General features: G+C 56.8%; 23 protein-coding genes. 20 read left to right on the top strand and 3 right to left on the bottom strand.

Going from position 1 to position 20,449, the window contains the following annotated elements; genetic code table 11:
• The first annotated feature begins 1 nt into the window (after window position 1).
• From J0663_RS12610 to J0663_RS12515, 20 genes are all read left to right on the top strand, one after another.
• On the top strand, window positions 2-937 hold the full coding sequence (locus tag J0663_RS12610) for a glycosyltransferase family protein (protein WP_207240666.1): 936 nt from the start codon (window positions 2-4) through the stop codon (window positions 935-937).
• A 28-nt stretch (window positions 938-965) separates the two neighbouring features.
• Window positions 966-1,400, top strand: coding sequence for a hypothetical protein (locus J0663_RS12605; RefSeq protein WP_207240665.1), 435 nt, complete (start codon window positions 966-968; stop codon window positions 1,398-1,400).
• On the top strand, window positions 1,397-2,506 hold the full coding sequence (locus J0663_RS12600) for a DegT/DnrJ/EryC1/StrS family aminotransferase (protein ID WP_207240664.1): 1,110 nt from the start codon (window positions 1,397-1,399) through the stop codon (window positions 2,504-2,506). Before J0663_RS12605 ends, J0663_RS12600 begins: the two co-directional genes overlap by 4 nt.
• Window positions 2,503-3,273, top strand: coding sequence for a class I SAM-dependent DNA methyltransferase (locus tag J0663_RS12595; RefSeq protein ID WP_207240663.1), 771 nt, complete (start codon window positions 2,503-2,505; stop codon window positions 3,271-3,273). The genes J0663_RS12600 and J0663_RS12595 overlap by 4 nt, the downstream gene beginning before the upstream one ends.
• A 15-nt stretch (window positions 3,274-3,288) precedes the next feature.
• Complete coding sequence (locus J0663_RS12590; RefSeq protein WP_246590281.1) at window positions 3,289-4,488, top strand: glycosyltransferase family 4 protein; 1,200 nt, start codon at window positions 3,289-3,291, stop codon at window positions 4,486-4,488.
• Between the two features lie 80 nt (window positions 4,489-4,568).
• Entirely contained in the window at window positions 4,569-5,444 is an 876-nt protein-coding gene (locus J0663_RS12585) for an ABC transporter permease (protein WP_207240662.1), read from the top strand.
• Window positions 5,444-6,763 carry an ABC transporter ATP-binding protein gene (locus J0663_RS12580; RefSeq protein ID WP_207244491.1) on the top strand — a complete coding sequence of 440 codons (1,320 nt, stop codon included), beginning with the start codon at window positions 5,444-5,446 and terminating at the stop codon, window positions 6,761-6,763. The genes J0663_RS12585 and J0663_RS12580 overlap by 1 nt, the downstream gene beginning before the upstream one ends.
• A complete protein-coding gene (locus tag J0663_RS12575; RefSeq protein ID WP_207240661.1) occupies window positions 6,760-7,740 on the top strand; it encodes an NAD-dependent 4,6-dehydratase LegB in 981 nt (326 codons plus the stop codon). The genes J0663_RS12580 and J0663_RS12575 overlap by 4 nt, the downstream gene beginning before the upstream one ends.
• Window positions 7,733-8,446: a nucleotidyltransferase family protein gene (locus J0663_RS12570; RefSeq protein ID WP_207240660.1), complete on the top strand. Its 714-nt coding sequence runs from the start codon at window positions 7,733-7,735 to the stop codon at window positions 8,444-8,446. The genes J0663_RS12575 and J0663_RS12570 overlap by 8 nt, the downstream gene beginning before the upstream one ends.
• Entirely contained in the window at window positions 8,439-9,284 is an 846-nt protein-coding gene (locus tag J0663_RS12565; protein WP_207240659.1) for an NAD-dependent epimerase/dehydratase family protein, read from the top strand. Before J0663_RS12570 ends, J0663_RS12565 begins: the two co-directional genes overlap by 8 nt.
• A 1-nt stretch (window position 9,285) precedes the next feature.
• Window positions 9,286-10,356, top strand: a complete 1,071-nt coding sequence (locus J0663_RS12560; protein WP_207240658.1) for a radical SAM/SPASM domain-containing protein — start codon at window positions 9,286-9,288, stop codon at window positions 10,354-10,356.
• A gap of 112 nt (window positions 10,357-10,468) precedes the next feature.
• Complete coding sequence (locus J0663_RS12555) at window positions 10,469-11,485, top strand: N-acetylneuraminate synthase family protein (protein WP_207240657.1); 1,017 nt, start codon at window positions 10,469-10,471, stop codon at window positions 11,483-11,485.
• Window positions 11,482-12,159: a cytidylyltransferase domain-containing protein gene (locus J0663_RS12550; RefSeq protein WP_207240656.1), complete on the top strand. Its 678-nt coding sequence runs from the start codon at window positions 11,482-11,484 to the stop codon at window positions 12,157-12,159. Before J0663_RS12555 ends, J0663_RS12550 begins: the two co-directional genes overlap by 4 nt.
• On the top strand, window positions 12,141-13,106 hold the full coding sequence (locus tag J0663_RS12545; protein ID WP_207240655.1) for a PseG/SpsG family protein: 966 nt from the start codon (window positions 12,141-12,143) through the stop codon (window positions 13,104-13,106). Before J0663_RS12550 ends, J0663_RS12545 begins: the two co-directional genes overlap by 19 nt.
• Window positions 13,103-13,804, top strand: a complete 702-nt coding sequence (locus tag J0663_RS12540) for a WbqC family protein (protein WP_207240654.1) — start codon at window positions 13,103-13,105, stop codon at window positions 13,802-13,804. Before J0663_RS12545 ends, J0663_RS12540 begins: the two co-directional genes overlap by 4 nt.
• Complete coding sequence (locus tag J0663_RS12535; protein ID WP_207240653.1) at window positions 13,801-14,433, top strand: PIG-L deacetylase family protein; 633 nt, start codon at window positions 13,801-13,803, stop codon at window positions 14,431-14,433. Before J0663_RS12540 ends, J0663_RS12535 begins: the two co-directional genes overlap by 4 nt.
• Window positions 14,418-15,284 carry a hypothetical protein gene (locus tag J0663_RS12530; RefSeq protein ID WP_207240652.1) on the top strand — a complete coding sequence of 289 codons (867 nt, stop codon included), beginning with the start codon at window positions 14,418-14,420 and terminating at the stop codon, window positions 15,282-15,284. Before J0663_RS12535 ends, J0663_RS12530 begins: the two co-directional genes overlap by 16 nt.
• Before the next feature lie 112 nt (window positions 15,285-15,396).
• On the top strand, window positions 15,397-16,254 hold the full coding sequence (locus tag J0663_RS12525) for a glycosyltransferase family 2 protein (RefSeq protein WP_207240651.1): 858 nt from the start codon (window positions 15,397-15,399) through the stop codon (window positions 16,252-16,254).
• Window positions 16,251-17,276, top strand: coding sequence for a class I SAM-dependent methyltransferase (locus J0663_RS12520; protein ID WP_207240650.1), 1,026 nt, complete (start codon window positions 16,251-16,253; stop codon window positions 17,274-17,276). Before J0663_RS12525 ends, J0663_RS12520 begins: the two co-directional genes overlap by 4 nt.
• A 187-nt stretch (window positions 17,277-17,463) precedes the next feature.
• Entirely contained in the window at window positions 17,464-18,270 is an 807-nt protein-coding gene (locus J0663_RS12515) for a glycosyltransferase family 2 protein (protein WP_207244490.1), read from the top strand.
• A 25-nt stretch (window positions 18,271-18,295) separates the two neighbouring features.
• On the opposite strand, the gene J0663_RS12510 is transcribed toward J0663_RS12515, so the two are convergent.
• From J0663_RS12510 to J0663_RS12500, 3 genes are read right to left on the bottom strand one after another with little or no spacing between them, the layout of a single operon-like run.
• A complete protein-coding gene (locus J0663_RS12510) occupies window positions 18,296-19,096 on the bottom strand; it encodes an anti-sigma factor family protein (RefSeq protein WP_207240649.1) in 801 nt (266 codons plus the stop codon).
• Window positions 19,093-19,698 (bottom strand): RNA polymerase sigma factor, encoded by a 606-nt coding sequence (locus J0663_RS12505; RefSeq protein ID WP_207240648.1) that lies wholly within the window; start codon window positions 19,696-19,698, stop codon window positions 19,093-19,095. The genes J0663_RS12510 and J0663_RS12505 overlap by 4 nt, the downstream gene beginning before the upstream one ends.
• A gap of 44 nt (window positions 19,699-19,742) precedes the next feature.
• Window positions 19,743-20,279 (bottom strand): tetratricopeptide repeat protein, encoded by a 537-nt coding sequence (locus tag J0663_RS12500; RefSeq protein ID WP_207240647.1) that lies wholly within the window; start codon window positions 20,277-20,279, stop codon window positions 19,743-19,745.
• Between the last annotated feature and the right edge of the window lie 170 nt (window positions 20,280-20,449).

The raw sequence follows: 20,449 nt of genomic DNA, 5'->3' as shown, positions 1-20,449 counted from the left end.
CATGGAATGCGCACCAGTCATACTTTTTGTCTTCAATCGTCCCCTGCATATGGCACGGACCGTCGCTGCATTGCAGGCAAACGAATTGGCGGAAGAAACGCCTTTGTTCATTTACTGCGACGGTGCGCGCAATGAGAAAGAAGCGGAGCGCGTCCGCCAGGTCCGTGAACAGGCAAAAACGGTAACGGGTTTCAAGTCGGTCACCGTCGTCGAACGTGAACGGAACTACGGCCTTGCAGGCTCCATCATCGATGGCGTCGGACGTCTGTGCGAGCAATATGGCCGCGTGATCGTCGTCGAGGATGATCTTATAACCTCGCCCGACTTCCTGCGTTATATGAACCAGGGCCTCGATCTTTATGCAGATGAGGAACGCGTTGCCAGCATTCACGGCTACGCCTATCCGGTCGCCAACGACGATGCGCCTGAGAGCTACTTCCTGCGAGGAGCGGACTGTTGGGGATGGGCCACCTGGGCGCGGGCCTGGAAACACTTCGAACCCGATGGGGCGAAGCTTTTGGCGGCCCTGAAAGACAAAGGCCTCGCCAAAGGTTTCGACCACGGTGGGAACGCCTTCTTCCTCAGGATGCTGCGCAATCAGGTCGACGGCAAGAATCAATCCTGGGCGATCAGGTGGCATGCCGCTGCTTATCTCGACAATATGCTGACCCTCTACCCTCGCGAGAGCCTCGTGGTGAACTCGGGGTTTGACGATAGCGGCGTCCACTGCAGCGACGTCGACTACTACGAGAGCAGCCTCGGCCATGCGCCAAAGAAATTGCAAAAGATCCGCGTAGAAGTTAACGAACAAATGCGGCTGCGAGTGGTGGGCTTTTTCGAGAAAATGCGCCGCCAGCGGATGAAAGACTTCTATAAGCTCGTATTCTCCGCCGGCGTTAAGCGCATACGGAAAGCGGCCGGTTTGGCGGCATCCTGACGCATCGCTCTACTTGGGAAAGAGAAACATGATAGAAAACATCGTGCATGGCGGCGAATTGCAGGCCATGATATTGCGCTCGAACTACACGTTCGACGGCATCCAGTTTTTCACGCCGGACGAGTTTTCGCAGCAGCTCGCCTATATGAAGCGACCGACCGGCTATGTCATCCAGCCGCACGTCCATAACGCCGTTGCGCGCGAAGTTCTCTACACGAAGGAAGTCCTGCTGATAAAGTCGGGCGTTGTTCGTGTGGACTTCTATACCGACGCGCAGGAATATTACGAAAGCGCGATCCTGCGCGCGGGCGACGTCATATTGCTTGCCTTCGGCGGGCACGGTTTCGAAATTATCGAAGAAGCCGAAATCATCGAAGTCAAACAAGGCCCCTACGCCGGGGAGTCCGATAAAACGCGATTTGTACCGTCGGCGCGGGAACTGAAGATAAAGGGTACCGTATGATTCCGGTCAATGAACCGCTGCTGAATGGCAACGAGAGCAAGTATCTGCTGGAATGCATCGAGACCGGCTGGATTTCCTCCGAAGGTCCCTTCATCACGCGGTTTGAGCGTGAATTTGCTGCATCCGTCAGCCGCAGGCACGCAATCGCTGTCGCCAATGGTTCAATGGCTCTCGATGCCGGTATGATGGCGCTTGGTCTGGAGGAAGGCTCCGAGGTCATCTTGCCATCCTTCACGATCATTTCCTGCGCCGCAGCCATCGTAAGAGCGGGCTGTGTGCCGGTTGCGGTGGACTCGGATCCCCTCACCTGGAATATCGATCCGACGAAAATTGAAGCAGCAATTACTCCAAAGACGCGCGCCATCATGGTGGTGCATATCTATGGTTTGCCATGCGATATGGCACCTATCAACGAGATCGCCCGCCGCCACAACCTCAAGATCATTGAAGATGCCGCGGAAATGCATGGCCAGACTTATAACGGCCAGCCTTGCGGCAGTTTCGGCGATGTCAGCATTTTCAGCTTCTATCCCAACAAGCATATTACCACAGGCGAAGGTGGCATGATCGTCACCGATTCCGATGCGATTGCCGACAGATCTCGGAGCCTGCGAAATCTTTGCTTCCTCCCTGCCCGCCGCTTTGTCCATGAAGAGCTGGGCTGGAATATGCGCATGACGAATATGCAGGCGGCTTTAGGTTGCGCGCAGCTTGAGCGCCTGCCGGAATTCGTCGAGCGTAAGCGGGCGATGGGCAGCCTCTATACCGAACTGCTTCAGGATCTTCCGGGTATTCAATTGCCGTTGGCCGAGACATCCTACGCCCGAAATATCTATTGGGTTTACGGCATCGTGCTGAAGGACGAGATCGATTTCGACGCAGCTGAAGCGATGAAGCGACTGGCCGCGAAGGGCGTAGGCTGCCGCCCTTTTTTCTGGCCGATGCACGAGCAGCCGGTTCTGCAGAAGATGGGCTTCTTCAAGGACGCCGATCTTCCCATCGCCGCAAGGCTTGCGCGCCGCGGCTTCTATATTCCAAGCGGGATGGCGCTGAGGGAAGAGCAAATTCGCGAAGTCGCGGGTATCGTCGCGGAGGTCATTCGTTGACGACCAGTTTCGGATTATATTCCCAGTATTACGACCTTCTCTACAAGGACAAGGACTATGAGGGCGAAACATCCTATGTGAAAGCTCTGCTGGAGCGCCACGCCACCAGACCCGTAACCCAAATTTTGGAGCTGGGATCCGGCACCGGCATCCATGCCGGCATGATCGCCAAAGCCGGATACGAGGTGCTGGGGGTTGAGCTTTCGGAAACCATGCTTGCCGCAGCCATGCCGAAGGCGGCACAGGCGAACGGCAAACTTGATTTCTCGCTGGGCGACGCACGTACCTTCCGGACGGATCGACGATTTCAGGCGGTGATTTCGCTCTTTCACGTTCTGAGCTATCAGATCTCGGACGCCGATCTGGAAGCAATGATCGAGACTGTTTCCCACCACCTCGAAGATGGTGGGATTTTCATCTTCGACTTCTGGTACGGGCCTGCAGTGCTGTGGCAACGCCCTAGCACCCGGGCCAAACGCCTGGAAAATGATGAAGTTTCAATCGTCCGTGTCGCGGAGTCGGTGCTGCACGACACCGAGAGCGTCGTCGATGTCAATTACACGATTTTCGCGACGGAGAAGCTGAGTGCCAAGACCGAGATGGTTCGCGAAACCCACCGCATGCGTTACCTCTTCCTCAATGAGATCGATCGCCTGCTTGCAAATGCGGGGATGAGTCGTGTCGTTGCCGAGGAATGGATGTCCGGCGCGTCCCCGGGGACTGACACCTGGGGCGTCTGTGTCGTCGCCCGCAAGAATGCGATCTGACCATTGGCGACATAATTGAGCGGTCGAGATATCTTGCGTCGAAAAAGGATTGGTTTCTATCTCGGAGTAGGTCGCCACGCCGGCGGCATGTTTCAATATGCGCAGAGTGTTGTTCACGCCTTGTCCTCAATCGATGGCACCGAAGCGGACGTCATCGTCGCCTATGGCGATGAAGCATGGCGCCCCCAGTTCGATGCCAACGCCCTCAAGGCTGTCCGGCTGCGTCATTGGAAGCGTGGTGAACTGCTTGCCAAGATCTTCATGGCTATGCCGGGCTCCGTTGCGCGTACCCTCGCCGGACGGATAAATCCGCTCGTTCGCGAGTTGTCGTCCTTGCAATGCGACTTATGGATTTTCCCGGCTCAGGACGCACTCACCTGGCAGATCAACGAGCCCTCGGTCGCAACCATCCACGATTTGATGCACCGATACGAGCGCAGCTTTCCAGAAGCTGGAAGCTGGCTGCGTTTTCAACTGAGAGAAAACCGCTTCCGCAACCTCGCAAACCAGAGCGCGGCCGTGCTTGTCGATTCGGACATGGGACGACGCCATGTCATGGAAAGTTACGGGACAAGGGAAGACCGCATCCATCCGCTTCCTTATGTTGCTCCGAGCTATCTGACAGGCTCCATCGAGACCGCCGACTTCGCCGAACGCTATCGACTTCCGCAAAAATTCTATTTTTATCCGGCACAGTTCTGGCCTCACAAGAACCACGCGCGGCTCATAACAGCACTTGCATCAGCGCGCGCGATCCACCCGGATATGGAATTGGTGTTGGCGGGCGGCACAACACGCGAATATGACACTGTCAAAACCCTGGCGAGCGAGCTTGGTCTCTCGGACGCAATTCATTTCGTCGGCTATGTCCCGGACTCGGACCTTGCGGGATTTTATCATCGTGCCCGAGGACTGGTTATGCCGACTTTTTTCGGTCCAACCAACATTCCGCCTCTTGAAGCAATGGCGTGCGGTTGCCCCGTTCTGATCTCGGACAAATATGGTATGCGGGAACAGTGCGGTGATGCAGCCCTCTATTTCGCGCCGCAAACCATTGAGGAAATTCAAGGCGCAATGAACCGCCTGTGGGAAGACGAAGACCTGCGCTCCGCCTTGATCAAAAAAGGGCTTGAAAGAGCTTCCTTGTGGAAGCAAGAGGATTTCGACCGCCGTCTGAAACTTATTTTGGGGCGTGTCCTCGATCAAATCGCATGATACATGGCGTTGTCTGCGCAGTTCCCGAGCCGTCGAAATATGGCCCGAGCAGCGGCTACCGGAGAGTTTGAGCCTATAATATGACAGGTCACGTGACGAAGAAGCGAGAAAGCGGAACCGAATTCTGGGATATCGTCATCAAGCCATCCGGCAATGTAAGCGGCCGGCTGACGGCCGCATGGAAATATCGTGAACTTGTCTGGATGTTCTTCAAAAGGGATTTCACGACCTTCTACAAGCAAACTGTGCTCGGACCGGTTTGGTATCTGATACAACCGACACTGACGGCGATAACCTACTATGTCGTCTTCGGAAAGATTGCCAATCTCTCCACCGATGGAATTTCACCGCTTGTCTTTTATATGTCCGGAACCATCATCTGGAATTATTTCTCGGCTTGTCTGACCAACAATGCGGAAACATTTTCAAAGAACTCAAATTTGTTCGGAAAGGTGTACTTCCCCCGACTGGTTGTCCCGCTCGCGGTCGCGATGAGCAGCCTGGTAGCATTTGTTATCCAATTTATGCTTCTGCTTACAATCTCCTTTGCTCTCTGGCTCAGCCAGGATGGCATGGTGATGAGCCTGCGTTTTGTGTTAGCGACGCCGCTGATTTTGGCATATGTCGCAACACTTGGCGTGGGCGCAGGACTCGCGGTTTCTGCGCTGACGGTCCGATATCGTGATCTGGTTTATGCTGTCGGCTTCGTGGCTCAGCTTTGGATGTATGCCACACCCGTCGTCTACACCTTCAGCCAAGTTCCCGAACGATATCAATGGTTTTACCACCTCAATCCGATGACGACGCCGGTTCAGCTATTCCGTTGGGCACTGTTCGACTCGTCGTCACTCCCACTGAGCGTTTGCCTCGCGAATATCGCTGTCACTCTGATTGTTTTTATCGGTGGCCTGATGCTTTTCGCGCGAGCCGAGGCAACGGCAATGGATACCGTTTGATGAGTGATATCGTTATTCGAGCGGAGCATATCAGCAAGCTGTACCGCCTCGGCGTGATCAATCACGGCACCCTCTATCGCGACCTTCAGAGCTGGTGGGCAAAGTGGCGCAATCTTCCGGATCCGAACATTTCGGTATCCGACTATGCCTCCGCCAAGGGCAAGGAGTCGCGGCTGAGGGGAGACATCTTTCATGCGCTTGATGACGTCTCCTTCGAGGTCGGCCACGGCGAGATTGTCGGGATTATTGGCAGGAACGGTGCCGGAAAATCCACGCTGTTGAAGGTGATGTCGCGTATCACCCTGCCCAATTCCGGCTTCATAGGAATACGGGGTAGAATTGCGAGCCTTCTTGAGGTTGGCACCGGATTTCATCCGGAGCTTTCCGGTCGAGAGAATGTCTATCTCAACGGCGCCATTCTTGGTATGAGTCGTGCCGAGGTCAGATCAAAGTTCGACGAGATCGTCGAGTTTGCCGAAATCGGCGAGTTCATTGACACCCCGGTGAAGCGATATTCATCCGGAATGTACGTGCGCCTGGCTTTCTCGGTTGCGGCGCATCTCGAGCCGGAAATTCTTTTGATTGATGAGGTCTTGGCCGTTGGTGACGTCAACTTCCAGAACAAATGCATGGGGCGCATGCAGGAAGTCACGAAGGCTGGTCGAACGATTATCTTTGTCAGCCACAATATGACTGCGATCAGCAGCATCTGCCCGAAATCGATCCTGATGGCCGACGGCAAAGTCGCTGCGATCGGCGACACCGCAGATGTGATAAAAGCCTACCTCGACCGCCCGGAATTCGGCGGCACGGCAATTTACTCGGTCAATCCCGAGGACGTCGATGGAAAGGCGGTCATTTGCCGTGTTGCGGTACTGAACGAGAAGGACGAGGTTTCGGGGACGGTGGAACTGTCTAAGGGCTTCTCCGTCGAGGTCGAGTACGAATTGAGGGAGCCTCTTTCCGGCCTCTCAGTCGGAATGCAGATCATGATGGAGGATGGCTATACCCCCCTCGTCAGCCTTTCCGATCCCGAGCTCGACGTCGGGCGCCTCGACGCCCGGCCAGCCGGCTATTATCGAACCCGCGTCAAATTTCCCGGATGTCTTCTCAACACCGGCACGTTCTACGTGCGGCTCGGCATATCGAGCCGGTTCTCGATCTATTCCGTCGCCGAGGGTATTCGGTTTGACGTGGAGGACAATGTAGGAATTATCCAGATGCTGGGCCAGCAGCGGAAGCCGTCGATTTCGGCGATCCAACTGCCCTGGGAGGTGGAGAAGCTCTTCCAGCGCGATTCTGAGGGTGTTTTGAAATGAAGAAAGCGCTTGTCACCGGGGCGGATGGATTTATCGGCTCCCATCTTGTCGAGACGCTGGTCAGGTCGGGCGTCGAAGTTCGCGCCCTCTGCCAGTACAACTCGTTTTCCAGCTGGGGCTGGCTGGATCAGTCTGAATATCGCGGCAAGTTCGAAGTCATCCTCGGAGACGTCCGCGACCCCTCTCAGATGCGCTCCGTCGCCACGGGCGTCGACACGATCTTCCACCTTGCCGCCCTGATTGCCATTCCCTATTCCTATCAGGCGCCGTCGAGCTACATCGATACCAATGTGAACGGCACGCTGAACGTCCTTCAAGGAGCCCTTGACGCTGGGGTGGGGAGGGTGATCCAGACGTCAACCAGCGAAGTCTACGGCACGGCGCGTTTTGTGCCGATCAGCGAAAGCCATCCGCTGCAGGCGCAGTCGCCCTATTCGGCCTCCAAGATCGGCGCCGATGCAATCGCCTACAGCTATTATTCGAGCTTTGACCTGCCGGTGACGATCGCACGACCGTTCAACACGTTCGGCCCCAGACAATCGGCAAGGGCGGTTATTCCGACAGTGATCTCACAACTGCTGAGCGGGCGGACGACACTGAAGCTCGGCGCGCTTTCGCCCACGCGGGACTTCAATTTCGTGCAGGATACATGCGACGGCTTTCTGGCGCTTGCGGCCTGCGACGAAGCCGTCGGCCAGACGGTCAATATCGGCTCCGGCAGCGAGATCTCGATCGGCGATACCGTTCGGCTGATCGCCGACATCATCGGCGTCAATGTGGAGATCGAATGTGACGAGCAGCGGTTGCGCCCCGCAAACAGCGAAGTGGAACGCTTGTGCTGCGACAATAGCCTGATCAAGTCGCTGACGGGATTTTCGCCCCGTTACAGCTTGGAGGAAGGTCTGAGAGCGACCGTCGAGTGGCTGCGTCAGCCCCAGAATCTGGCGAGATACAAGGCGGATATCTTCAATGTCTAGGCGCGCAGTCATTCTGGCGGGAGGAATGGGAACGCGGTTGCGGCCCTATACCGTCGTCCTTCCCAAACCTTTGATGCCGATCGGCGATTATCCCATTCTCGAGGTCATCATTCGCCAGCTGATCTCCGGCGGATTTCAGCACATAACACTCGCCGTCAACCATCAGGCTGAATTGATCAAGGCCTTTTTCCAGGATGGCGACAAATGGGGCGTGCGCATTGATTACTCGCTCGAGGATGAACCGCTCGGGACAATGGGGCCGCTGCGGTTGATCAAGGATCTGCCGGAGAATTTCCTGGTGATGAACGGCGACATTCTGACGGACCTGAATTATGCCGATTTTCACGATAGCCATGTCCGTGACGGCAATATCTTTACAATTTCGTCCAAGACACGGCAGCATCGCATCGACTACGGCGTTCTCGACACCAACGAGGCGGGGCGTCTGACTGGCTTTCGGGAAAAGCCGACGGCCGAGTATAAGGTCAGCATGGGCGTCTACATGGTGTCCTCGCGGGCGGTCGAACACATACCGCAACGCGGCGCCTACGGCTTCGACCAGTTGATGCTTGATCTTCTTGCCGCCGGAAAGCCGGCCACGGTTCGCGATTTTCCCGGCTATTGGCTCGATATCGGCCGCCCCGACGATTATGCATTGGCGATCGAGCAGTTCGAAACCATGCAATCCAGGTTCTTGAATGGTTGATGCCATTGTCACCGGTGCTGGCGGCTTCCTCGGGAAGCGCTTGGTGGAGCGGCTTGAACAGGCCGGCGTTGACGTGCTTGCGCTGGACCGGACCCACGGCGACATCAGCGAGGAGGGGATGTGGCAGCGACTTCCCCCGGCGCGCACGCTGTTTCATTTAGCCGGCAGGACATTTGTTCCCGACAGCTGGACGCAAGGCCCGAGCTTCACGGCCGCCAATGTTCTCGGCACGCAGCATGCATTGAACTGGTGCAAACGGCACAAGGCCAGGCTCATATTCGCCAGCGCCTATGTCTACGGGGTGCCGGAGCGGCTGCCGATCCACGAAACTGATCCGGTCAGACCCAACAATCCCTACGCACTCTCCAAACATCTTGCCGAACAACTCTGTGCGTTTGCTGCCACACATGAGCAGGTACCAGTGGTGGTATTGCGCCTTTTCAATATATATGGGGTTGGGCAGCGCCCGGAATTTCTGATACCGACGCTTCTGAACCAGGTAAGAACCAAGCAGGAAATACAGGTCATGGACCTCAGTCCGCGGCGGGATTACGTCTTCGTTGACGATGTCCTGAGCGCCCTCGCCAAAGCCATGAACGTCTCTGAAGGCTATCATTGCATGAACATCGGCTCGGGAACGTCGTATTCGGTGCAGGAAATCATCGACATCTTGCAGGAAGCTGCCGGCACTGATCTACCCGTAGTGTCATCTTGCGCTGTTCGGCGGAATGAAATACCTGACGTGCGGGCCGATATTACGCGGGCTCGCGCCGTTCTCGGATGGCGGCCGGAATGGGATCTGCCGGCCGGAATCCGCGAGCTGATGAAGGAGTCGTAAATTGAACGAACGTTACGTTCCGATCAACAAAGGCAACTACTCGATGGACACGGACGAGCGCGAAGCCGCGTTCGAGAAATACCGTGGCGAGGGTTGGGAAGCCGAATACGCGGAGTATCGTCGCAAATGGTCGGAATATGCCCTGAACCAGCAGGTTTCGGATTATCCGCTGCTGGTCGATCTCGAACTGGCGTCGATCTGCAATCTGCGCTGCCCGATGTGTTATACGATCAGCGACGAGTTCAAGAAAAACGTCAATACGACCCGGATGGACTGGGATCTCTATTGCCGCATCATCGATGAGATCGGCGGCAAGGTTCCGGCGATCCGCCTGTCGCTGCGGGGCGAAGCCACGCTGCACAAGCGTTTCGCCGACTGCGTGCGTTATGCCAAGGATCACGGGATCAAAGAGGTCTCGACCCTCACGCACGGCTTCAAGCTCAACAGAGACTATTTCGCCCAGCTCGTCGATGCCGGCATTGACTGGATCACCGTTTCGATCGATGGCACCGGTGAGACCTATGAGCGGATCCGCAAGCCGATCAAGTTCGAGGCGCTGCTCGACAAGATCAAGGATATCAAGAAGTACAAGGAGGAACGCGGTCTCCACCGGCCTGTCATCAAGGTGCAGGGCATCTGGCCGGCAATCCGGGAGAATCCGGATCTCTATTACGAGACCTTCGCGCCTCATGTGGATCTGGTCGCTTTCAATCCGCTGATCGACTATCTCGGCAACGATTCCGATATCGCCTATCTCGACAACTTCACATGTCCGCAGCAGTACCAACGCCTGGTGATCGGTGCTGACGGATTGGTCATGAAGTGCTCGAACGATGAGGAGAACCGTGAGGTTATCGGCGACGCGAACACGGAAACCGTGCACCAGATATGGCACGGGGAAAAAATGAACGCGGTGCGCGCTCTGCACAAGGAACCGCAAGGTTTTCTGAAGAGCGAGGTCTGCCGCCGATGCTATCTGCCGAGACAGACCGATGACGAGACGGCTGAGATTTGCGGCCGGCAGGTGATTGTGCGGAATTACGTCGACCGGAACCAGGAAATCGGACGGTAGTCGGCCGAAATCCGCGCGTTACGCAGATGCCACCAAGCCTGCAATTTAGGGGCCTGCGATCGCCGCGCGAGTGAGGCGGCTTTGCCGGTCGTGAATTACAGGGAGAAACAGGATGTTCCGCAATTACCGGCCGGACCGGTGCTATATCATCGCTGAGATCGGCGGAAACTTCACGACATTTGATCAGGCAAGGCGCCTGATTGACGAGGCAAAGGCGGCGGGGGTGGATGCCGTCAAGCTCCAGACTTATCGCGCGGAGACCCTGTCGAGCCGCAACGCGATGTTCGATATGGAGAACACCGGCGTTACCTCGCAGTTCGAACTATTTCGTAAATACGAAATCGGTCATGAGCTTCACGAAGCGGTTTTTCGCTATGCCGAAGAGCACGGGCTGGACTGGTTCTCGTCGCCGTCGCATGAAACGGATGTCGATCTGCTGGAGAAGTGTGGAGTGGGCGCCCACAAGGTGGGTTCGGACGACGCAGTCAACATTCCCTTTCTCCGTTATCTGGCAAAAACCGGCAAGCCGATCATCCTGTCGACGGGGATGTCGACGCTCGACGAAGTTCGGGAGTCCGTCGCCGCAATCAAGGACGCCGGCAACGACAAGCTCATTCTACTGCATGCCATCACTAGCTATCCGACGCATCCGGAAAATGTGAACCTGCGGGCGATGCAAACGATGATGGAAGCGTTTCCGGATCTCGACGTCGGTTATTCCGACCACACGCTGACACCGGTCGCAAGTCTCTGTGCGGTCGCGATGGGCGCCCGGGTCATCGAGCGTCATTTCACCTACGACAAAGCCGCAGACGGCCCGGACCACATGCTTTCGGCCGATCCGGCGGAAATGAAATGGCTTGTCGACGCGATACGCGCGTTCGAAATCATGAAGGGCAGTGGTCGCAAGGAACCGGCCGCGAGTGAAGCGACGACGAGATTGAACAATCGCAAGAGCGTCGTCGTCAATCGACCGCTCAAGGCCGGTCATGTCATCTCCGCCGGCGATATTGCCGTCAAGCGGCCCGGAACAGGAATTGAACCGAAGCATTTCGAAGTTCTCGCAGGACGACGGGTCGTCAACGACCTCGATGCCGACGCCGTTCTCCAATGGAGCGATCTGGCGTGACGCTTGGGATTATCATCCAGGCGCGGATGGGATCGACGCGGCTGCCGGGAAAAGTGCTTCGTGACATTTCCGGCAAGCCTCTTCTCGGCCATGTCCTTGGTCGGCTTCAAATGTTGAGGCGTCCGGCCAAGGTTGTGGTTGCGACATCGTCGGCGAGCGAGAACGATATTATCGAAGCCTGGTGCCTGGAGCACGGTGCAAGCTGCTTTCGCGGCGACGAAGCCGATGTTCTCGACCGTTATTTCGAATGTGCAAGATCACTCGGCATGTCGGACGTCGTGCGGCTGACCGCAGATAATCCCTTCACTGACATCGAAGAGCTCGAAAGACTGATCGATCTGCACCAAAAGCAGGGATTCGACTACACGCATGCGTTTGGCCAGTTGCCAATTGGTGTCGGCGCCGAGATATTTACCTTCGAAGCCCTGTCGCGCAGCCACCGCGAGGGGAAGCTGCCGCACCATCGCGAACACGTGAATGAATACTTCACCGATCGCCCCGAATTGTTCAAGATCGGTCAGCTCGATGTACCACCGGCCAAAGTCTCTCCGAATCTGCGCCTGACGGTGGATACTGAGGAGGACTGGAGACGTGCTTGTGCGCTCGCAGCGCAGGCGGGCGGACGTTGGCTCGAGACAGAAGAAGCGATCAAGTTATGTTCGTCTTCTGCATAGAAAGTTCGCATGCACGCGGCATGGGGCATCTGTTTCGATCGCTGACGCTCGCCGCCGAGCTGCGCACCCGTGGTCGTTCAGTGCGATTTTTGGCGAACGATCATCCGAATTCGTTGAGCATCATCCGGGAGCGCGGCTTCGACGTTGCGCTTTATGATCTCGCCGCCGTGACGGGATGGGAGAAGGATTTCCTCGCAGACGCAGCTCCGTCCTCGATCTGGATTAACGACCGCCTCAATACGCAGCGGTCCCACGGCGAGACCGTCAAGCGCTTGGGCGCCAAGCTTGTTACCTTTGATGATCGCGGCGATGGCGCAGAACTTGCCGACATCAATGTCTGCGCTCTGTTGTTTGAAAAGACGGAGGAGCTGAAGGGCGGGGATGTGCGGCTGGGGGTGGAGTATATGATACTCAATCCGGAAATTGCTAGGTATCGCCGAGTTCGGGAAGAGCTCACATCGATACTCGTCACGCTCGGCGGCGCCGATACCTACGGGGTAACGGTCCGCGTCGCCCAATGGCTGCGCAACAAACCCTTCCCAGTCACGATCGTCACGGGCCCGAGCTTCCGGCACATGGCCGAGCTTGAAGAGGTCGTCTCGGCCGCAGAGCCGGATCGATTCAAGCTGCTCAACCAGGTGCCGTCGCTTGCGGCGGAGATGTATGGGCACGATCTGGCGATTACCGGTGGCGGTCTTACGCCCTTCGAAGCCTGTGCGGCCGGCTTGCCGTGCGTGGTGATTGCCAACGAACCTTTTGAAATCCCGGTCGGGTGCGCGCTTGAAAACCTCGGTGCGGCGTTCTTTGCCGGACATCACTCAGAATTCGACCTTGGCATCCTGGAAAAGGCAATCCCCATCAGGAGCATGAGCGAGACTGCGATGACCAAGGTCGACCTCGGCGGGGTCGGCCGCGTTGCCGATCTGCTGGAAGGACTGGCTGCATGACCCTGACAGCGGTGATCCATCAGCCGGACTTTGCCTCCTATCTCGGCTTTTTTCAGCGTTTTCTGAACGCTGACCTCTACATCGTTCTGGACCACGTCCAGTTTGTTCATGGCACGAGCAAAAGCTGGACACACCGTGACAAGATAAAGACGGCGCAAGGTGATCGCTGGCTCACCGTCGGGATCAAAAAGCCGAGTCTTGGCACCCCGATCAACGCGGTGGAACTGGCGCCCGGCACCGGATGGATAGATCAGAACCTTTCCCTGCTTCGCGAAAACTATCGAAAGTCTGCCGGTTGGAGTGAGGCCTTTCCCCTTATTGAGGGCCTCTACGGCAAACGGTTCGAACTGCTGGCCGATTTCAATATGCATTTCCTGGAAGGCATCCTGGAGATGCTTGAAATTAGGATGCCGACGGTGCGATCGAGCACATTAAGCCCTGAGGGGCACAAGAACGAATTGCTTGTCGAACTGCTGCGCAAAGTGGGGGCAACACGTTATCTCTCGGGCCTCGGCGCGCGCGAGTATATGCGGCCGGACGTGTTTGAGGCAGCCGGAATCGAAATCGAATGGCAGCATTTCGTTCATCCGGTCTATCCACAGCCTTTCGGGGAGTTCATGCCCTATCTCAGCATTCTCGACACACTGCTGAATTGTGGTATTGCAGGCACGCGTGACCTGCTCTGGAGTTGCAAATGAATATTCTCGCGATCGGTGCCCATTTCGACGACGTGGAACTGGGCTGTGGCGGTGCATTGGCACGCCATGCGGCAAACGGCGACACGGTCTACGTCTATGTCGCGACCGTATCCGGCTTTTCCAACCAGTATGACCAGTCCGTCCGCAGCAGTCAGGTTGCTAGAGCGGAAGCGGATGCGGCGATGGAAATTCTCGGCGTCCACAAGATGTTTTGCGGCGAGTTCAAAACTCTCCAGATCGAATTCGTCGATCCCCTGAATATCGAGATCCTCAAGCTCGTGCAGGATCTGAAGATCGACATGGTCTATACCCACTGGGTCGGCGATATCCATCATGACCACCTGGCATTGTCGCGTGCATCGCTGCACAGCTGCCGCCATGTGCCGCGCCTGTTGATGTACCGCAGCAACTGGTATCATTCGACGGTCGATTTCAGGGGGAATTTCTACGTCGACATTACCGCCCATTGGGATCAGAAGGAAAGAGCGATCCTTGCCCATGAATCCGAGATGGAGCGCACGGGGCGTAAATGGGTGAGCTTCTTCCGCAATGAAGCCGAGAACGCCGGCCAGCGCATCGGTGTCAAATACGCAGAGGTCTTCGAGGTGGTGAAGTGGCTGCAGCCTTGAGAAAGATTTTGACGTTTGGCTCCATGCTGCTCCCCTATGGTGTGCATGAGCTGAAGCGCAGGCTAAATAATCGCCATAAATTCTCTGCGGATGTCGCGAGATCGCTGGCAGAGAATAGACAGCTTGCCGGGCTGCATGCGGGGGAGCGCTGTTTTATTTTAGGCAATGGTCCAAGCGTCAAGGGCTTGGATTTGTCGCGACTTCAAGGCGAAAATGTAATCACCGTTTCCAACGGCTATCTGCACTCCGATTTTGACAAGTTCCAGTCTCGTTATCATTGCGTTCCGCAAATCACCTACGGATTGATGACTCCTGAGGATGTGATCCGCTGGTTTAATGAGATGCATTCGCACCTGGGCGGACAGGAACTGTTTCTTAGTTCCACAGAAGCTGAGCTCGTTCAAAAAAACAATCTGTTTGCTGGGCGGACGGTTCGCTATCTCGTGCTCGGTGAAAGCTTCGACGAAAGAACGTCAGATGAAATCGTCGATATCTCGCAGCCGGTCCCTCGTGTCGAATCGGTGCCGGTGATGGCGTTGATGATAGCCATGTATCTTGGTTTCAAGGAGATTATCCTGCTCGGCGTCGACCATGATCGTTTCCTCTCGTCGACCTACCAGTACGCGTTCGATCTCAAAGTTCAAAAAGGAAAGGATTTCACCGTAAATGCAGACGGCGTCTTGACAAGGGGCCGTCACGATGAATTCCAACAACTGGCGCGACTGTGGCGGCAATATAGAGCAATCTCAAATATTGCCAAAGCGAACGGTATCCGCGTCTTTAACTCCACACCTGGCGGCGCGCTGGACGAATTTGAGCGACGGCCTTTCCAGACTTGGTTCGAAGAATGAACTGTGTGTCAGTATTGGTTGATAGAACAAACGCGCAGTCCGCTGCCACCAATGTGCTTTTTGCGCAACGGCCAGATTTCGGTTGGTTCGTAGGGAAAGACGACGAAATTTGATGCGCGTTAACGTCCTAATTCCGGTCTTCAACCGACTTGAACACACTCGCACAGTCATCACGGCCTTGAGGGCCCAGACCGTTGTCGGCAATATTCGAATTGTCATCATTGATGATGGTTCCACCGACGGCACGGCTGAATTCCTCGCAGCGCAGCCAGATGTGACAAGCATAAGAACTGACGGCAATCGGTGGTGGGGCGGGGCCATGGATGTCGGCCTGAAACGGATTCTGCCCGACTGCGGCCCAGAAGATTATATCCTTTTCGTTAACAACGACACGTGGTTCGGCCCGACCTACGTCGAAACTTTGATACGGTGCTCGCGCGAAAATGGTGATGCGATTGTAGGCAGTGTCGTTCACGAGGAGGAGAGCAATCCTCCTCTGACCGGCGTGGGGCCGCGCTTGAACATAAATCGCATAGCGGTGTGGGACATTCTCGCCGAATTGAGCGAAGAGGAACGCCGCAATCCCAAACCTCTGTATAAAGCCGATGCCCTGAGCGGCCGTGGAACACTGTTCCCTGCTGAACTCTTCAAGCGGCATGGGACGATGCGTCCGCACCTCTTGCCCCATTATATGGCCGATTACGAAGTCTCAATGCGCTTTGCACGTGCAGGTGCGCCGCTTCTTGTTTCCAGCGAAGCTATCGTTTATTCACCGTCTGTCTACGGCGCGCATGTGTCGAATATATCGTGGTGGAAGAAGCATTTTGGCCGGCGCTCGCCCCACAATGTGTTTCAGCGGATCGCGTTCTACTCTTTGATCGGCACGCCTCTGCAACGACTCACAGCGCCATTGCGCATGGCGGCTTTTATGCTTATCCGGACGGTATCCGTTCTGCGGGCAAAGAAATGAAAATAACGGACAGCAACGACGCGATGAACAACGATCATCAGATGCAGTGCATGGCCTGCGGCTCGAACATGGAAACATTCATTGAGCGCATATCCGACGACCGATACGGTTGCCCTGGTGTATTTTCGATCAAGAGGTGTGTCTCTTGCGGTCATATGACGACGACGCCGCCGTTGACGGAAGAAGATCTACCTGGGCTCTACAGCACGTATTATCCGCGCCGGGAGGTTGATTTCACGGCCATAGCCAAAGAAGCTGCGTTGGTAAACAAGCCCTTCGCAGCCTTCAAGCGCTGGATAAACGGCACCGATCACCAGGGTCATTATCTGGCGAAGCCTGGCGAGAAGGTGCTGGATGTCGGTTGCGGCTCATGCATTTCGCTGCTCGAAATGAGGAACAAGGGTATCGAAAGCTGGGGGATTGAGGCCGATCCGAATGTACGGACGATTGCCGATCACTTCGGTTTGCAAGTCCATATCGGCAACATTTACGATCTGCCTTTTCCCGATATGAAGTTCGACCTGATTGTATTGAACCAGGTGCTCGAACATGTGCCGGATCCCTCGGCCATGCTGCAGGCGGTAAGAGAACGTCTCACCCCCCAAGGCCGCGTGATCATGGCGTTTCCCAATACGGGCTCGTTTCATCGCAAGATCTGGAAAGACCGCTGGATCAATTGGCATATTCCCTATCACCAAAATCATTTCAACCGCGCGTCGTTTACCAGACTCGCCGGCAAGTTTGGTTACAAGGTCGAAAACGTCAGAACGGTTACGCCTAATCTCTGGTCGGTCCTGCAATTACGCACCGCTCGAGAGCGGAAGCAGGAGGGCAAGTCATCATCCACCTGGAAGCACAATGCTGATGCAATCCAGGTCAGGCCACCGTTCCTCACTCGGCTGAAGAACGTAGCACTATCGCGTGGCGCACGGGGGGCCGGGATGGTGATGGGATTGAGCAATCGAATTCTGGATGCCGCAGGCAAGGGCGACAGCCTTCTCTTCGTGCTGAGGCCGATTTAGAAATTCCACCCCGCTCTCCCCGAAGCTCAGGCGATCGCACGCAGGAAAATTCAACGGAACGCTCCGACTGCAGAGGAGCGGATATCGATCAAGGAAATCTGTCGGACGGCATTGCGACGCCGCCTCTCCGTCTGCTACGGGTCGGCTAGATTTTACCCGTTAGAATGTGAGCAAGACACCCGTCAAAATGGCCACAGACCCTGCCGATCAAAGCCCGCCCCGGATAAGCCTCATCACTGTTTGCTGGAACGCCGAGCGAACCATTGCCGATACGCTGCGCTCCATCGACACGCAAACCTACCACGATTTCGAGCACATCATCATTGACGGTGGCTCAAACGATTCCACGCTCGCCATCATCGCTTCGGCGCCGGCGGATAACCGCCGCGTAGTGTCGGGAAGAGATGGAGGTATCTATGAGGCCATGAACAAGGGGATTGGCCTCGCGACCGGCGACATCATAGGCTTCTTGAATGCGGACGACACTTTCGAGGGCAATGACTCCCTGGAAACAGTGGCGGCTGCGCTGGACGATGAAGCCTATGACGGCTGCTACGGCGATCTCGTCTATGTTTCCAACCGGCATACCGATCGCAAGATCCGCTACTGGAAATCGCGTGCATTCAAATCCGGTTCCTTCGCACGCGGCTGGTGCCCGCCACATCCGACATTCTATGTTCGACGCAGCATCTATGAACGGTTCGGGCGGTTTGATCTGCGCTACCGACTTGCAGCCGACGTCGAGCTGATGATGCGATTTCTGGAAGTGGCGCGCATCAGAACGATCTATATCCCACGCGTGTTGGTCAGAATGCGCTTAGGGGGCGCCACGAACAAGAACGTTCAAAATATATCGCGTCAGAACAAGGAGGTGCTGCGTGCCCTTGCCGACCACGGTCTCAAGGTTTCAACATCGATGTTCTGGGCCTTCAAGATCGCCAACCGGCTAGGCCAGTTCCTGATGCGCAACCGACCGCAGGACTCATCTGTTTAAACCCGTCGCGGTCGCCCATAGCCGGTCACGCCGCCACCCTCTCTCGCACCTTATCCGCAATCATCGTCATCCTGTCGGCCGTCGCATGCCCGATCAGCATGAAGGCGTGCGTGCCGTTCGACCAGTAGACGACATTCATACCTTTGCGGTTTTCGAGGTCCGGCGCCTTCGGTCCCGCGTCAGATTTGACAATGCAGAGCGCCATCGGACCGGTCTCGGGGTCGAGATAGGCGACCTGGGCGAGCGCCTTGCCGTCGTATTGCAGCAGCAGGGCGCGTTTGAAATCGATCCCTGGGAGCGCGACGGCTTCGGGGGAGAGCGACAGGCCGAGCTTTTCGTCTAGAGTGGCGAGCTGGGCGGCCTGGTCCTGCCTGCCGGGGACGGGGCCGGCTAGCGTTTCGGCGGTATAGAGCGAAATATAGTCGGCGACCACGGCCCGCCATTCGCTGTTTTCGTCGTTTGGGGACAAGCCCCTGCCGATGCCGATGACGGCGCGGTCGATGGCGATGCCGGCCACAAGCGAGGCGGCGAGAGCGCCGAGGAAGCGGCGACGCGTGGCAGCGGGCGCAGAGGCGAACCTTGCGCCCTCATGCGCAGGAATGGCGGCGAGCATCGCCTGCAGTTTTTCGCGCGGGGCTTCGGAGAGCAGCGGGGCGAAAGCTTGCTCGAATGGCAGGTTGGCGCGTGCCAGGAACTCCAGCCGTGCAGCGACGCTCTCGTCCTCCTGCACGATCGCCTCGATGCGAGCTGCCTCTTCCGCCGTCAGTTCGCCGTCGATGAAGGCGGTCAAGTCCTCGTCGGAGGGAATGGTGTGTTTCGTGCTCATCGCCGTCCCCCTTCTGGTCCGGCACCGGAGAGCCTGGCGCGGGCGGCCGCCAGCCGGCTCATCACGGTCCCGATCGGGATATCCAATATGCCTGCAACCTCGCGATAGGAAAGTCCTTCCACATAGGCCAGGAAAACCACCATCCGCTGCGCCTCCGGCAACGCACTCACCTGCTTCAGCACCTGCCCTGCCATCACATGCATTTCGGTATCGTGCACGCCGTCGAAGGTCAGCGCCTCGCCGGCATCGACGAAACCCTGGCCCTGGCGCACCCGGCGCGAGCGGACCTCGTTCAGCCAGATCGAATGCAGGATCGAAAACAGCCAGCGGTCGAGCCGGGTGCCAGGGACGAACTGACCGGCGCGTTCGAGCGCGCGAAGGCAGGTCGCCTGCACCAGATCGTCGGCGACATCGCGCTGATGCGAGAGAACGAGGCCGTAACGCCAGAGCCTGGCCAGGTTCTCCGTCAGGCCGCTCCTGATATCCGCTTCGCTCGCGATGGCCGCCTCCGCCGATCCTGCATCCCTTGGAACCGCCTGGTAAACCGGCGATTCCATTCTCGCGCGACTATAGGCAGCAAACGGGGTGCGCGCGACCGACATTCGGATATCCTTCCCGGCTCCATTTCCCGCCCGTGGCCTGCCGCTCAGATCTTCGACGGGTCGAGAATGACCGCGCTCAGATCCTTATATTCCTCACAACTCGTGCCGCAGATCGCTTTGATCGTGTTCAACTGCTCTCTGGCCAGATCGAGCCGGCCCTTGATGACATAGGCTTCGCCGAGATATTCGCGGACCTTGGCGTATTGCGGATCCATCTTCACCGATTGCAGATAATAGGAGATGCCTTCGTCGGTACGTCCGAGCTTGCGGGTGGCGTAACCGCGATAGTTCAGCACCTCGGCGCTGTTCTGGTTCTTGACCGTGTCGAGCATGGCAAGCGCCTCTTCATAACGGCCGGCCTTGGCCAGCGAATAGGCATAATCGGTGCGGTTCTCGTCCGAGACATTGGCGCCCTGCTGCTTGACGCATTTCTTGGTCTTCTGGTCGTAGATCTCGCCCTTCTTGCAGGTCGGCGTCGTGCTGTCATTGTCGCCGACCGCAAAGACCGGGCCGGAGAAGACAGATGCGGCAAGGCAGCCGCCGAGAAGGATGGAAGCGATGCGGACTGTCGTGATCGTCATGGGAAAACTCCTCAGAGGTAACGTTGCGAGGAGAGAACACCGCTACGCCGGGCTTTATTCGCCGACCTCCTGCATTTTCTTCATCACGGCTTCGTGAAGCCACCGAGGCCGAATAACTCATCGGGATCGGGTGTTTTCAGCGTTGCGCCGGGAACGACAAGGAGAATTCC

Origin of the sequence: Rhizobium lentis (genome assembly GCF_017352135.1) — a bacterium.
Lineage (GTDB): Bacteria > Pseudomonadota > Alphaproteobacteria > Rhizobiales > Rhizobiaceae > Rhizobium > Rhizobium lentis.
Note: the sequence above shows the minus strand (reverse complement) of the source record. Positions and strands in the feature narration are given on the sequence as shown.

Bases quoted from the DNA above. Each gene is read 5' to 3' on its own strand.
- J0663_RS12610 (WP_207240666.1), top strand. From the start codon at position 2: ATGGAATGCGCACCAGTCATACTTTTTGTCTTCAATCGTCCCCTGCAT.
- J0663_RS12605 (WP_207240665.1), top strand. From the start codon at position 966: ATGATAGAAAACATCGTGCATGGCGGCGAATTGCAGGCCATGATATTG.
- J0663_RS12600 (WP_207240664.1), top strand. From the start codon at position 1,397: ATGATTCCGGTCAATGAACCGCTGCTGAATGGCAACGAGAGCAAGTAT.
- J0663_RS12585 (WP_207240662.1), top strand. From the start codon at position 4,569: ATGACAGGTCACGTGACGAAGAAGCGAGAAAGCGGAACCGAATTCTGG.
- J0663_RS12580 (WP_207244491.1), top strand. From the start codon at position 5,444: ATGAGTGATATCGTTATTCGAGCGGAGCATATCAGCAAGCTGTACCGC.
- J0663_RS12575 (WP_207240661.1), top strand. From the start codon at position 6,760: ATGAAGAAAGCGCTTGTCACCGGGGCGGATGGATTTATCGGCTCCCAT.
- J0663_RS12570 (WP_207240660.1), top strand. From the start codon at position 7,733: ATGTCTAGGCGCGCAGTCATTCTGGCGGGAGGAATGGGAACGCGGTTG.
- J0663_RS12565 (WP_207240659.1), top strand. From the start codon at position 8,439: ATGGTTGATGCCATTGTCACCGGTGCTGGCGGCTTCCTCGGGAAGCGC.
- J0663_RS12555 (WP_207240657.1), top strand. From the start codon at position 10,469: ATGTTCCGCAATTACCGGCCGGACCGGTGCTATATCATCGCTGAGATC.
- J0663_RS12545 (WP_207240655.1), top strand. From the start codon at position 12,141: ATGTTCGTCTTCTGCATAGAAAGTTCGCATGCACGCGGCATGGGGCAT.
- J0663_RS12540 (WP_207240654.1), top strand. From the start codon at position 13,103: ATGACCCTGACAGCGGTGATCCATCAGCCGGACTTTGCCTCCTATCTC.
- J0663_RS12535 (WP_207240653.1), top strand. From the start codon at position 13,801: ATGAATATTCTCGCGATCGGTGCCCATTTCGACGACGTGGAACTGGGC.
- J0663_RS12525 (WP_207240651.1), top strand. From the start codon at position 15,397: ATGCGCGTTAACGTCCTAATTCCGGTCTTCAACCGACTTGAACACACT.
- J0663_RS12520 (WP_207240650.1), top strand. From the start codon at position 16,251: ATGAAAATAACGGACAGCAACGACGCGATGAACAACGATCATCAGATG.
- J0663_RS12515 (WP_207244490.1), top strand. From the start codon at position 17,464: ATGGCCACAGACCCTGCCGATCAAAGCCCGCCCCGGATAAGCCTCATC.
- J0663_RS12510 (WP_207240649.1), bottom strand. From the start codon at position 19,096: ATGAGCACGAAACACACCATTCCCTCCGACGAGGACTTGACCGCCTTC.
- J0663_RS12505 (WP_207240648.1), bottom strand. From the start codon at position 19,698: ATGTCGGTCGCGCGCACCCCGTTTGCTGCCTATAGTCGCGCGAGAATG.
- J0663_RS12500 (WP_207240647.1), bottom strand. From the start codon at position 20,279: ATGACGATCACGACAGTCCGCATCGCTTCCATCCTTCTCGGCGGCTGC.